Raw genomic sequence first — 12,874 nt, 5'->3', positions numbered from 1 at the left:
CTAGTGCCGCGACTGTGCGAAGGCGATCTCTTCTGTGCGGGCAATGCCTCGCTCAATGGCGGCCTTGTCGATGCCCAACAGGGTGGTGAGCCACATGCCGTTCTGCACAACAACAATGTCGGCCGCCCGCTCCCTGCATTCTTCAGGAGACAACCCGGAAATGGCATTCCCGATCAACGCCGCAAGCCCTTGGAGATACCTGTCAAAAGCTGCGGCATTGATCTGTGCAAAGTCCTCATGTGCCTGGGCGAGAGCCCACAAATGGAGGCGGAGGGACAGGTAAGGCGTGGTCAGCAGCCCTGGGTCCGCAACGCGACGAAGAGACTCGCGGAGTTGTTCGTCCGGGGTTGACGTAGCTTTGGGTTCCACCAGCAGGAGGTCGTGCTCTTCAATCTGGTGGAGCACCGCACGGATCAGGCTTGACTTGTCTTCGTAGTAGTAGTTCACGAGCCCCAGCGCGACGCCGGCTTCACGCGCCACGGCGCGCATATTGATGCCCGAAATTCCGTGGCGGGACAGTAGTTCCAGGGCTGCGTCGAGAATGCGTTTCTGCCTGTCAACCTGTTCGCCGGACTTTACGGTGCTTGTACCCATTCGGCCAGACTATTGGGAAACCTCGGTCAGCGCATCCTGACCCTCTACAGGTTCATTTCTGCGTAAACCCGCAGGGCATCCCTGACGAACGTCGCCCCTGATTCTCCGCCGTAGTTTGCCGCGAATCGCGGATCAGCAACGTACATTTCGCCGAGTCCCGTGACGTAACCCTTCACGTCTCCGCCAGGTGCCGCCGTCGGGGTTCCTGGAATTCCGGTCAGCCACTGGACGTGGCGCCGCGCCAGATCCTGCGCTTCGGCGCTGTCCGGTGCTAGGCCTGATTCGGCGGCGGTTATCCAGTCCGTGCCCAGCTTTTGTGAGCGGTCTTTCCACTGCTGCTTTTCGTCGGCGCTCATTCCGCGCCACCACGCATCGCTGGCGGCGTAGGCATCCTTGCCCCAGCGCTCCTCCACCTCGTCCTTGTACTGAGTGTGGTCGAAGCCATCAAACATGTTCTGTGCCATGTACTTTCCATCCCCTTTCATTGTGTCGATGGTCTGCCGGACGGATGCGATCTGCCGGGTCAGCCTGTCCTGCTCCTGCGCGAGCCATTCCAGATGGCTGCTCAACGCTTTGACGGTGTCCGTCTCGCGATCGAGAACTTCGGCGATGGCCGGGAGGCCAAGCCCCAATTCGCGGAGCAGGAGGATGCGCTGGAGCTGAACCAATGCCGGACCGTCATAGTAGCGGTAGCCGTTATGGCCGGTCCGGCTTGGTTTCAGCAGCCCGATGTCGTCGTAGTGACGCAGCGTGCGGCTGGTTGTCCCTGCGATCTTGGCGATTTCTTGAATTGACCAGTCCATACGTCCTCCGTCCTGTGCTTGTTCTTCGACAGTAGGGGTTGACGTTACGTCAAGGTCAAGGGGGCGGTGACCAGCACTTAGTCGGCCAGGATCAGGTAGAGGGCGCGGCGGGTTTCATCCAGCTTCTCAATGGCTGCCTGGCGCTGTTCATCGGTTGCGGCCGAGCGGAACTGGTGGACGACGCCCATGAGCTTGCCGACGCTTTGGTGGAATGCGGCGCCGGTTCCATCGGCCTCCGTATTCCAGGCGTTGGCCAGTTCTTCCTCGTGCTCGGCCACGTAGGCCTTGCCGTCATCCGTGAGGGTGAACTCGGTGCGCCGACCCTCGCCGACGGCGACGATCAGTTCTTCGTCCACCAACTGCTGCAGCGTCGGGTAGACGGAGCCGGGGCTGGGACGCCATGCGCCGGATGTCTTCTCCGCGATGGTCTTGATGAGGCCATAGCCATTGGAAGGAGCCTCCGCCAAGAGCGAGAGAATCGCTGCCCGGACGTCACCACGGTTTGCTCGGCGTGAGCCGCCAGGACCGAAGCCCCTTGGTCCGAATCCGGGCCCAAAGCCGGGGCCGAAACCGCCCGGCCCGAAGCCCGGACCAAATCCGCCCCCTCCGTGTCCGCCCGGTCCGCGTCGGCCCTTGCCTCGGTTAAAGCGGCCCCGGCCGTGTCCGTGGTCGGGATGTCCGTGGTCGTGCTCAGGGAATGAGTTGTCGTGTTCGTTGATGCCTTTCATAACAGCATCGTCCTTTCGGTTGAATGGTTCACCGAAGAAGTATCGGCGATAGTTAACGATATATCGGTGACTATCGCGACGTCAAGAGGTGAATCGGGAGGTGAGAGAGGGCCGGTGGGAAGGGCGCGGGAGGTGAGAGAGGGGCGGCGGGAAGGGCGCGGGAGGTGAGAGAGGGCCGGCGGGAAGGGCGGGGGAGGTGAGAGAGGGTCGGTTAACGCGCGACGGCGGGTGCGGACTTCCGTACGGAAGCCGGCACCCGCCGTCGTGGCTGGTTCTAAAGCCCTATTTCCACCACGTATCAAAGATCGTGACCGGAACTGTTCTCTTGTGGCGCGTGCGGAGATACTTCTGTTCGATTAGTTCCGCGGCGTCCAGGGGGATGTCGCGGCCTTCGAGGTAGTCATCGATCTGGTCGTAGGTGATGCCGAGCTCGTCCTCGTCGGTGCGGCCTGGCTTGTTATCCAGGAGGTCGGCGGTGGGAACCTTCTCCCAGACCCGTGAAGGGGCGCCCAGTTCGGCCAGGAGAGTGCGGTTCTGCCGCTTGTTCAGGCCGAACAGCGGAAGGATGTCCGCGCCGCCGTCGCCAAACTTCGTGAAGAAGCCCGTCACTGACTCGGCGCCATGGTCCGTGCCGACCACCAGGTAGTTGTGTTCACCGGCCAGTGCGTATTGGGCGATCATGCGTGCGCGGGCTTTGGTATTGCCCTTGTGGAAATCGGAGATCGGGGCGCCTGTGGTCTTTTCGAATTCGTCCTCGAAGCCGTCCACGGCTTGGGAGATGTTGTAGGTCCACTCGGTCTTGGCTTTGATGAAGTCGAGGGCCGCCTGCGCGTCGTCTTCGTCATGCTGGATGCCGTAGGGGAGTCGGACGGCGACGAAGTTCGCTTCTACACCCTCCGCTTCAAGCTCCTCAACGGCCAGTTGGGCCAAGCGGCCGGCAAGCGAGGAATCTATGCCGCCGGAGATTCCAAGAACGAATCCCTTGGTGTGCGTCGCCTTCAGGTAATCCTTCAGGAAATCGACGCGCTTGCGGACCTCCTCTGCAGGGTTGATCCGGGGCTGGACGCCCATTTCTTCAATGATCTTTTCCTGGAGTTCGCGCATGGTCCAACACTAGCCAGCCCGGTCACGCAGGCTCAACCATATTGCGCCGCGATTCGGGCTAAGCGGAAGGAACCGGACCCGTTGAGCCGCGGACTGTGAGATGGGTGGGCATGACGGAGCGATTCCGGTTCCCGCCGCCGGCGAGCGGATTCAACTGGGCAAGCAGCATGGATACGGCCACCCGGCCCGCCTGCTCGATCGGCGAGCTCATGGTGGTCAGGGGAGGGTTGCAGAAATCTGCGCCAAAGATGTCGTCACAACCCACGATGCTCATGTCTTCAGGCACCCGGAGGCCCCGTTCACGGAGTCGTTGCAACATGCCGATGGCGATGAGGTCATTGAAGACGATGCACGCGGTGACTCCGCTGTGGACTGCTGCATCCGCTGCAGCTGCGCCGGATTGGGTTTTGGGTGCGAAGGGACCAAGTCGGCGGACTTCAACTCCGCGTTCCTCCGCGGCTGCCGACAGTGCGGCCCAGCGCCGCGCACTGGACTGCGAAACGGCGGGACCGGAAACGTAGGCAACGGACGTGTGGCCCCATGAAATCAGGTGGTCCAGGGCCTGCGGCATGGCTGAGGGGGTATCGATGATGACTGCGGGGACGCCGTCGACGTCGCGGTTTACGGTGACCATGGGCATCAGGGCGGCGGCAGCGGCAAGTGCGTCGTCGTTGAGGCGGGACGCTGCCACAATCACGCCGTCGGCGCTCTTGCGCAGCTGCTCCAGCGTGCTGGCCTCCACCTCGTCCGACTCTTCGGTATCCACCAGCAACTGCGTGTAGCCAGCGGCCTTGAGCTGCAGCTGGGTGCCTCGGATGAGGTCGAAGTAGAACGGGTTGGTGATGTCCGGAACCAAGACGCCAACAGCGCCGGTCTTCCCTGAGCTCAGGGCTTTCGCCTGCGAGTTGGGCGTGTAATTAAGCTCGACGGCGGCAGCTTGGATCCGCTCGCGGGTGCGGATATTGACGCGCTCAGGATTGGCAAGGGCCCTCGAAACCGTGGACGCCGCTACGCCGCACAGCGCAGCGATGTCGTGGATGGTGGCAGGCCGGCCTGTTGCCATGGGTTGCGTCGCCATGGGCGTTCCTCTCTGAACGACAAAATCATCCGGCTGTGACCACTGCCACACCGTGGGTCAAGAATGCCACACTATGGCAGCGCATGGCAATCGGTTGTCAAAATCGTGCCAACGTGGCTAAACTCGTGAGGACAAAGACACTCCTGTGAACTGCGTCACCGCGCTCCGGCCGGTGGCGTCGCAGGGTTACCTAGGAGAATTCGTGACCCACCCCCATGCCGTGTGGAGCCTGTCCGGTTTCGGCGACGAAGTAGATCCAGATCCCGCCATCCAAGCCGCCGTGCTGCTGGCCCTCGGCGCCAGCCACCTTGAAGTCCGCAGCGCCTGGGGCATCAACGTGTCCGAGCTGGAGCCGGAAGCTGTCCAGCGACTAAAGGCGATCCTCGACGACAAGGGCCTCAAGGTCTCGGCTGTAGCCAGCCCCATCGGCAAGGTGGATGTCAGCCTGCCGGTTGAGCATGAGCTCGGACGGCTCCGCCAGATCATCTCGGTAGCGAAAGCCCTGGACACCAAGTACGTGCGGATTTTCTCCTTCTACCGGGGCGAGGCGCAGGGCCAGGAAGAGATTCGGGATGCCGTGATGGAGCGCATGACGGCCTTGGCTTCTGAGGCAGCCGCCAATGACGTGATTCTGCTTCACGAAAATGAGAAGGGCATCTACGGCGACACCCCCGAGCGTGTCCTGGACATCATGGAAACGGTGAACTCCCCGGCGCTGCGCGTCGCTTGGGACAACGCCAACTTCGTCCAGGTAGGCGTCAAGCCATTCACCGAGGGCTACGCCTTACTGCGCCCGTACCTTGAGTACCTGCAGGTGAAGGATGCGATCGCCACTACTGGCGAGGTGGTTCCTTCCGGCGAAGGCGACGGCGAGCTGGATGCCACCATCGCTGCACTGGCCGCCGACGGGTACAAGGGCTTCGCGTCGCTGGAGCCACACCTTGCCAGCGCCCATGAAATGGGCGGCTACTCCGGCCCTGTGGCTTTCGGCATCGCAGCCAGGGCCTTCGCCGGCCTCGCAAGCAAAAACGGCGTCACACTCGCCTGATCCCTGCAGGCACCAGCATTACCATCCGGCAGCATCATCCTTCGAAGGAGCAGGACATGCCAACAGCGGCAGTCATCGGTTGTGGCGACATTTCAACCGTTCATTTTGAGGCACTATCTGCGGTAGGGGGCGCGGAGCTGGTGGCAGTTTGCGATACCAACCCGGAAAGGTTGGAGGCGGCGGCAGTCGCCCACGGCGTCCCCGGCTACGCGGACTACCTGGACATGCTCCAGAAGGTGCGTCCCGACGTCGTGCATGTTTGTACGCCGCACCACCTTCATGCCTCCGTGGCGGCTGACTGCCTTGAGCAGGGCGTCAATGTGATCGTCGAGAAACCGCTGGCCCACACGTTAGAAGAGGGACAACGCCTGATTGAGGTGGCGGAGCGGAGTACGGCAAAGATCGGCATCTGCTTCCAGAACCGGTACAACGCGACGTCGCAAGCGATGCATGAACTGCTCGACGGCGGCACGTTGGGTCAGGTGATCGGCGCCTCGGCAACCGTCATGTGGCATCGGGACGGCGGCTATTACGAAAGCCGTCCATGGCGTGGAACCTGGGCGGAGGGTGGAGGCGGCCTGATGATGAACCAGGCCATCCACACGGTGGACCTGCTGCAGTGGCTGGTGGGTGATGTCGCCAAAGTGGAGGGCCACGCGTCCACCCGTTCGTTGGGTGGCGTGATCGAGGTGGAAGACACTGCAGAGTTTGTTGCCGAGCATGTCAATGGCGCCCGCAGCGTTTTCTACGCAACCCTGGCCAATGCCGTCAATGCTCCCGTGACGCTGGACATCGTCACCGAGAAGGCGATTCTCAGCCTGCGGGGCGATCTCACGGTGACATATGCCGATGGGACCGTCGACGTCGTCCAGGAGCGGGTGGCGAAAACCGGGGGAAGGTCCTACTGGGGTGTTTCCCATCAGCTGCTTATCACTGATTTCTACGCCAAGTTGGTTGATCCCGGACCTTTCTGGATCAACCCTGCCGAGGCGGGCAAGTCCCTGGGGATCATCAAGGATATTTACGCGCAAAGCTACCCGGACATGCTCGATCGGGTGGGCTGAACCATCCTTGCAACCGTTGGGCGAAGGGCCGGAAACCTCAGGGATTCCGGCTGTTTTCGCGTGACGGGTCCGTGTCTCCAGATGTCTCATCGCGGCGCTTGGCAACAATCTAAGAAACTTTTGACAATCGGTTGCCAAGATCGAACAAAGTCCGTACTGTAAATCTCACACCCAAGAAATGTGTGGCGCAGGCCACACGCCCCAAGCTCTGACTCGCATCAGGCAAAGACTCAGTAGGAGCCGACAATGAAGTTAGGTCCCAAGGCGGCAGCAGCCGCCATCGTCCTCAGCGCCTCCCTGGCGCTTACCGCATGTGGCGGCGGAGGTGCCGGAGCTGGAACTGGTTCGACTGCCGGCAGCAAGACCGTCACGGCCCTGACGTTGGGCACCCTGAGGGACCTCACCTCCTGGGATCCGGCACAGGCCCACGTGGGCCACGCGCTCCAGCCCTATCAAGCAGCCTACGATTCACTGATTCTCCGCGAACCGGACGGCAAGCTCAGCCCGATGCTGGCCACCGCCTGGAAGTACAACGACACCAACACCAAGCTCACCGTCGACCTCCGCACGGACGTCACCTTCAGTGACGGTGCCAAGTTCGACGCTACGGCAGCCAAAGCCAACATGGACCACTTCAAGAAGGCCAATGGCCCGCAGATGGGCCAGCTTGCCTCCGTATCCGACATTGCCGTGGTGGATGCTGACACCATTGACATCAACCTCAGCGCACCGGAACCGGCCCTTGAGTACTTCCTCAGCCAGGCTGCTGGCCTGATGGGAAGCCCCGCCGCACTGGGAACCGATGCCATCAAGACTGTTCCGGTAGGTTCCGGCCCGTACGTGATGGACAAGGCCGCGTCCGTGAAGGACTCCCAGTCCGTGTTCACTGCCCGCGAAGGCTACTGGAACAAGGACCTCCAGAAGTTCAAGAAGCTTACGCTGAAAATCCTCCTGGACCCCACCGCCCGCACCAACGCACTGGTCTCCGGCCAGATTGACGCCACCCTGCTGGACCCCAAGAACGGCAAGCAGGCCGAGGGCGCCAAGATGAAGCTCGAAACCAACCAGGTTGACTGGTCCGGATTGCTCCTGCTGGACCGTGATGGCACCAAGAATCCGGCCTTGGCCAACCTCAAGGTCCGCCAGGCCATCAACCACGCCTTTGACCGCAAAACCATCCTGGACCAGGTCATGCTGGGCCAGGGCACTCCCACCACGCAGCCGTTCGGTAAGGACAGCGGTGCCTGGTCTGAGGAGCTGGAGAACTACTACAGCTACGATCCCGAGAAAGCCAAGCAGCTCCTGAAGGAGTCCGGCTTCGAGGGCAAGGTCAGCTTCGAAGTTCCCACCCTTCCCGGCGCGGAAACCCTGATCTCCGTCCTCAAGCAGCAGCTCGCTGATGTGGGCATCACCCTCACCCCGGGCGCGGCCATCACCAACACCTTCACCTCGGATGTTGCCGCCCAGAAGTATCCGGCACTCTTCTACAACCTCTTCCAGGGTCAGCCGACAGTGGCAATCGACCAGATCGTCTCCACCAAAGCCCTCTACAACCCGTTCAAGACCACCACCCCTGAGCTTGAGGCCAAGATCGCGGCCGTGCGCACCGGTGGTACGGATGCCGGCAAGCTGGCCCAGGACGTCAACAAATATGTGGTGGAACAGGCTTGGTTCGCCCCGCTGTTCCGCGTGAACCAGATGTACTACCACAACGACAAAGTGAACGTCACGCCGCAGGTCCAGCAGGCCGTTCCGTCCATCTACAACTACTCGCCCGCCAAGTAGGACCCCATGATCAAGTTCATTGCGAAAAGACTGGGCAGCGGTCTGGTGGTGTTGTTCGTCGTCTCGGTCCTCACCTTCACCCTGCTCTACACCTCCAGCGGAAGCATTGCCCAGAACATCCTGGGGGATCAGGCAACACCTGAACAGGTGGCCCTGAAAGAACAGGAACTGGGACTCGACCAACCGCTCTTTGTCCGTTACTTCGCCTGGTTGGGCGATGCCCTGACCGGCAACCTTGGAGCCTCCTGGTTCACCTCGGAGCCGGTGGCCAACTCGCTTGCTACCCGTATCCCGGTGACCATGACCATGGTCTTCACCGCAATGATCCTGATCGCCATCTGCGCAGCACTGATCGGCGTTGCCGCAGCCGTCAAGCGCGGCTGGGTGGACAGGGTGGTCCAGATTGGCGCGATCGTGGGGGACTCCATCCCCGGCTACGTGATCGGCGTGTTCCTGGTAACCATCCTGGCCATCCAGCTCGGCTTCTTCCCCGCCACCAGCACCATTTCCCCGGAGGTGGGCCCGGAAGCCTGGGTCTACTCCATGACCCTTCCGGTCATTGCACTGCTGATCAACGGCGTGACCGGTGGCGCGCAGCAGATTCGATCCGCCGTGATCAAGCAGCTCGAGCGTGATTACGTCAGGACGCTGCGCAGCCGCGGCATCGGAGAACGTGAAATTCTCTTCAAGCATGTGCTGCGCAGCGCCGCACCGGCAGGCCTCACCGTCTTGAGCCTGCAACTGATCGGCATGCTGGGCGGTGTAGTGATCATCGAGCAGATCTTCGCCCTCCCGGGCATGGGTCCGCTGGCCGTCGCCGCCACCACCCAAACCGATCTTCCCGTCGTCATGGGAGTGGTGATGTACACCGTGGTGGTGGTCATCGTCGTGAACCTCCTGGTGGACATCCTCAATGGCTGGCTCAACCCGAAAGTACGTGTGTCATGAGCGATTCCGTAGATTCAGCAGCAGTATCGGCAGACTCCATGGGCCTCGCAGCGAAGCCCGAGGCCGGCCAGAGCGGCACGGTGGTCCGTTCCACCGTCCTGCGGCGCCTCCTGAAGAACCCTATGGGCATCGCCTCGCTGGTGATCCTGCTGACCATCGCTGCGCTGGCCATCCTCGCCCCGGTGATAGCGCCTTTCGAAGAGAACTTCGCCAACATCTCCAAAACGTTGGCGGCCCCGGACTCAGTCAACATCATGGGCACTGACAGTGCAGGACGCGATACGTGGAGCCGGCTGCTCTTCGGCGCCCAGCTGACCTTGTTGTCCGCGTTGCTGTGTGCCGGCGTGGCCATTGCCATCGGACTCCCGGCGGGCCTGATCGCCGGGTACTACGGGGGCAAATTCGAAGCGGTCTCCAACTGGGTAGTCAGCATCCTCATGAGCCTGCCCGGCCTGATCGTCCTCCTCACCATCCGCGCAGCGTTCGGCCCTTCTGTATGGATCTCCATGATCGCTTTCGGTGTCCTGATCAGCCCGGCCTACTTCCGGCTCACCCGCACCGCCGTGCAGTCGGTCCGGAACGAGCTCTACGTGGACGCCGCCCGGGTCTCCGGCTTGTCTGACCTCAGCATCATCGCCCGCCACATCTTCTCGGTAGTCCGCGCACCGATCATCATCCAGACCGCGGCCATCGCCGGCGTGGCCATCGCCATCCAGTCCGGACTCGAATTCCTGGGCCTGGGCGATCCCACCAAGGCAACGTGGGGCGTCATGCTCTCCGAGGGCTTCAAGAACGTCTACCTCACGCCCACCCTGCTGCTCTGGCCGGCACTGGCCATGGCACTCACCATCGGCGGTCTTGTCCTCCTGGGCAACGCCATCCGCGACGCCTTGGAAGACGGCGAAAAGATCAAGCATCGCAAGAAGCGTGCGGTTGCTCCAGCAGAAAGCACGACGACGGACCCCGCCAAGGCGCGGCAGTCACGGAAGTCTGTGGCCGCCGTCGACGTCGGAACCGAGCACCACCTGGTCAAAGTAACCAACCTCGGCGTCGGCTATCCGCAGGCTGATGGCTCCATCAAAAAGGTAGTGGACGACGTCTCGTTCCACGTTGACCGTGGCGAAATCCTCGGCATCGTTGGCGAATCGGGATCGGGCAAGTCCCAGACCGCGTTCTCCATCCTGGGCCTGCTCCCCGACAACGCACGGATTGTGGGCGGTTCCATCCAGTTCGACGGCAAGTACACGGTGGCTCCCGGTGATGACCGCGTCAACCAGGAGCGGCTGTCCAAGCTGCGCGGCAAGCGGATCTCCTACATTCCGCAGGAACCCATGAGCAACCTGGACCCGGCTTTCACCATCGGCTACCAGCTGGTGACGCCCATGGTCCGGGTCCTCGGAATCTCCAAAGCAGAAGCCCGCCAGCGTGCACTCAAGCTGCTCGCCGACGTCGGCATTGCCAACCCGGAACGAACCTTCAACGCTTACCCCCACGAGGTTTCCGGCGGCATGGCACAGCGTGTGCTCATCGCCGGCGCCATCAGCTGCGAACCGGACCTGGTGATCGCTGACGAACCCACCACGGCGCTGGATGTCACCGTCCAGGCGGACGTGCTGGACCTGCTGCGCGAACTTCAGCAGCGTCTGAACATCGGCGTGATCCTGGTGACCCACAACTTCGGAGTTGTTGCCGATCTGTGCGACCGCGTGGCCGTGATGCAGAACGGGCGGCTGGTGGAAGAAGGCACCGTCCGTGAGATCCTCCGGAACCCGAAGGAGCCGTACACGCAGACCCTGTTGGGGTCCATGCTCGAAGGAAAGACCCCCATGACCATGCTTGTATCGAAGCCTGGATCTGCAGCACAGTCCGGATCAGCACAGAAGGAGCCGGTGGCATGAGCACTTCCCTTAGCCAGCAGCCGGACTCATCGGATAAGTCCCCGCTCCTGTCGGTAGAAAACCTGGTGGTGGAATACCCCAGCAAGCGGTTCCGGGCCAAGCCTTTCCGGGCCCTGACGGACATCAACATCACCATCGGCCAAGGGGAGACCCTGGGACTGGTGGGGGAGTCCGGCTCGGGTAAGACCACCCTCGGCCGCGCCGTCCTGGGGCTCGCGCCGGTCACCTCCGGAAAAGTGATCTTCGAAGGCAACGACATCAGCCATGCGTCCCGCAAGGAACGCCGCACGCTGAGCCGCGACCTCCAAGTGGTGTTCCAGGACCCCTACACTTCACTTAACCCGGCGCTGGAAATCGGCGACATCCTGGCCGAACCACTGGGCGTGCAAGGGATGGAGCCTGCAGCGGCCAAGAAGCGCGTCAAGGAACTGCTGGACCAAGTGGGGCTGCCAACCGACGCCATTCACCGCCTTCCCCGCGAGTTCAGCGGTGGCCAGCGCCAGCGCGTTGCGATCGCCCGGGCTTTGGCGCTCTCACCCAAACTCATCGTTTGCGACGAGCCGGTCAGCGCGCTGGACCTGTCCACGCAGGCCCGCGTGCTGGATCTCTTCCTGCAAATCCAGAAGGACACAGGGGTCTCGTACCTGTTCGTGTCCCACGACCTCGACGTCGTCCGGCATATCAGCCACCGCGTCGCCGTCATGTACCACGGCGAAATCGTGGAGCAAGGCCCCGCAGAGGTGGTCACCCGCGATCCCGAACACCCCTACACGCAGCGGCTTTTGCTCGCCTCGCCCGTGCCTGATCCTGACCGGCAGGAACAACGCCGGGCAGACCGGCACCGCTTGCTCGCGAACCAACACAGCCAAATAGAACAGCAAGGTGCCGTGGCCTGAACAGCCCTGCGCCCCATCACACATCCCAGGGTCCGGAAGGGCCCGGAAACCCCGGAGGAAAAAGTGGCCACAATAGGCGTACAAGCCATGATGCTGAAAGACAGTTTTGCAGACGTTGGAGCGTTCGAAACACTCCGGAAGGTCAGCGCGATCGGCTATAACGCCGTCGAGATTTCCCAAATCCCCATGACTCCGGAGAACGTGGGTGAACTTGACCGCTCCCGTACGGAGCTGGGTATGGACATCGCAGCGCTTTCGGTCAATATCGAAGGCCGCAAGGGCATGCCCGTGGAATCGCTGGCCGACAACTTCGACAAGATTGTGGACGACGCCAAGCGCCTGGACAGCTCGTTGTTGCGCATCGGCATGCTTCCGTTCGGGGCAATGAAATCGTTGGATTCGGTGGTTGAATTCGCCAAGCGGGCCAACGGCTACGCTGAACGCCTCCAGGAGCACGGCATCAGCCTGTACTACCACAACCATCACATTGAGTTCGCGAAGTTTGACGGCAAGTACATGCTGGACATCATCGCTGCGAACTCACCGGCCATGGGCATGGAAATCGACGTCCACTGGGTCCAGCGCGGTGGCTTGGACCCTGTCCGCACCCTCGAAAAATACGCGGGCAAGACTGCCATGGTCCACCTCAAGGACTACAGGATCGGTCAACTGCCGGAATCGTCGTTCGGGCTCCTGGAGAAGGGCGATTTCCCCGGATTCATGGCCGAGTTCCGCAACGTGGTGCAGTTCGCCGAAGTGGGAGAGGGCAACCTGGACTTCGCGTCCATCGTTCCTGCCGCCGTGGCCGCGGGTGCCAGGTACCTCTTGGTGGAGCAGGACGAGCTCTATGGGCGGACCGTATGGGATGCACTCCAGACCTCATACGACAACCTGGTGGCCATGGGCCACGCCGACCTTTTCTAGATTT

Annotated in this window: 12 protein-coding genes; 7 read left to right on the top strand and 5 right to left on the bottom strand. The window is 62.0% G+C overall.

What is annotated here, in order from left to right:
- The 5 genes from ABIE35_RS08600 to ABIE35_RS08580 form a co-directional block, all read right to left on the bottom strand.
- Window positions 1–594 (bottom strand): TetR/AcrR family transcriptional regulator, encoded by a 594-nt coding sequence (locus ABIE35_RS08600; protein WP_354514079.1) that lies wholly within the window; start codon window positions 592–594, stop codon window positions 1–3.
- Window positions 595–638: 44 nt separating this feature from the next.
- A complete protein-coding gene (locus ABIE35_RS08595; RefSeq protein ID WP_354514078.1) occupies window positions 639–1,397 on the bottom strand; it encodes a MerR family transcriptional regulator in 759 nt (252 codons plus the stop codon).
- Window positions 1,398–1,474: 77 nt separating this feature from the next.
- Window positions 1,475–2,125, bottom strand: coding sequence for a PadR family transcriptional regulator (locus tag ABIE35_RS08590; protein ID WP_354514076.1), 651 nt, complete (start codon window positions 2,123–2,125; stop codon window positions 1,475–1,477).
- A gap of 282 nt (window positions 2,126–2,407) precedes the next feature.
- On the bottom strand, window positions 2,408–3,229 hold the full coding sequence (nadE, locus tag ABIE35_RS08585) for an NAD(+) synthase (RefSeq protein ID WP_354514074.1): 822 nt from the start codon (window positions 3,227–3,229) through the stop codon (window positions 2,408–2,410).
- A 58-nt stretch (window positions 3,230–3,287) separates the two neighbouring features.
- On the bottom strand, window positions 3,288–4,307 hold the full coding sequence (locus tag ABIE35_RS08580; RefSeq protein WP_354514072.1) for a LacI family DNA-binding transcriptional regulator: 1,020 nt from the start codon (window positions 4,305–4,307) through the stop codon (window positions 3,288–3,290).
- A 202-nt stretch (window positions 4,308–4,509) separates the two neighbouring features.
- Here ABIE35_RS08580 and ABIE35_RS08575 point away from each other — a divergent pair, with 202 nt between their 5' ends.
- From ABIE35_RS08575 to ABIE35_RS08545, 7 genes are all read left to right on the top strand, one after another.
- Complete coding sequence (locus ABIE35_RS08575; protein WP_354514070.1) at window positions 4,510–5,355, top strand: sugar phosphate isomerase/epimerase family protein; 846 nt, start codon at window positions 4,510–4,512, stop codon at window positions 5,353–5,355.
- A 56-nt stretch (window positions 5,356–5,411) separates the two neighbouring features.
- Window positions 5,412–6,419 (top strand): Gfo/Idh/MocA family protein, encoded by a 1,008-nt coding sequence (locus ABIE35_RS08570; protein ID WP_354514068.1) that lies wholly within the window; start codon window positions 5,412–5,414, stop codon window positions 6,417–6,419.
- Window positions 6,420–6,665: 246 nt separating this feature from the next.
- Window positions 6,666–8,204 (top strand): ABC transporter substrate-binding protein, encoded by a 1,539-nt coding sequence (locus ABIE35_RS08565; RefSeq protein WP_354514067.1) that lies wholly within the window; start codon window positions 6,666–6,668, stop codon window positions 8,202–8,204.
- Between the two features lie 6 nt (window positions 8,205–8,210).
- The gene (locus ABIE35_RS08560) at window positions 8,211–9,152 is read left to right on the top strand and encodes an ABC transporter permease (RefSeq protein ID WP_026542293.1); all 942 of its coding nucleotides are present in this window, start codon (window positions 8,211–8,213) and stop codon (window positions 9,150–9,152) included.
- Window positions 9,149–11,050 carry a dipeptide/oligopeptide/nickel ABC transporter permease/ATP-binding protein gene (locus ABIE35_RS08555; protein WP_354514065.1) on the top strand — a complete coding sequence of 634 codons (1,902 nt, stop codon included), beginning with the start codon at window positions 9,149–9,151 and terminating at the stop codon, window positions 11,048–11,050. Before ABIE35_RS08560 ends, ABIE35_RS08555 begins: the two co-directional genes overlap by 4 nt.
- A complete protein-coding gene (locus ABIE35_RS08550; protein WP_354514063.1) occupies window positions 11,047–11,946 on the top strand; it encodes an ATP-binding cassette domain-containing protein in 900 nt (299 codons plus the stop codon). Before ABIE35_RS08555 ends, ABIE35_RS08550 begins: the two co-directional genes overlap by 4 nt.
- Before the next feature lie 87 nt (window positions 11,947–12,033).
- Complete coding sequence (locus ABIE35_RS08545) at window positions 12,034–12,870, top strand: sugar phosphate isomerase/epimerase family protein (protein ID WP_354514061.1); 837 nt, start codon at window positions 12,034–12,036, stop codon at window positions 12,868–12,870.
- Window positions 12,871–12,874 lie beyond the last annotated feature (4 nt).

It is taken from the genome of Paenarthrobacter sp. 4246 (assembly GCF_040546855.1).
Classification (GTDB): domain Bacteria; phylum Actinomycetota; class Actinomycetes; order Actinomycetales; family Micrococcaceae; genus Arthrobacter.
The sequence above is the reverse complement of the archived record's forward strand: the minus strand, read 5'-3'. Positions and strand labels throughout refer to the sequence as shown.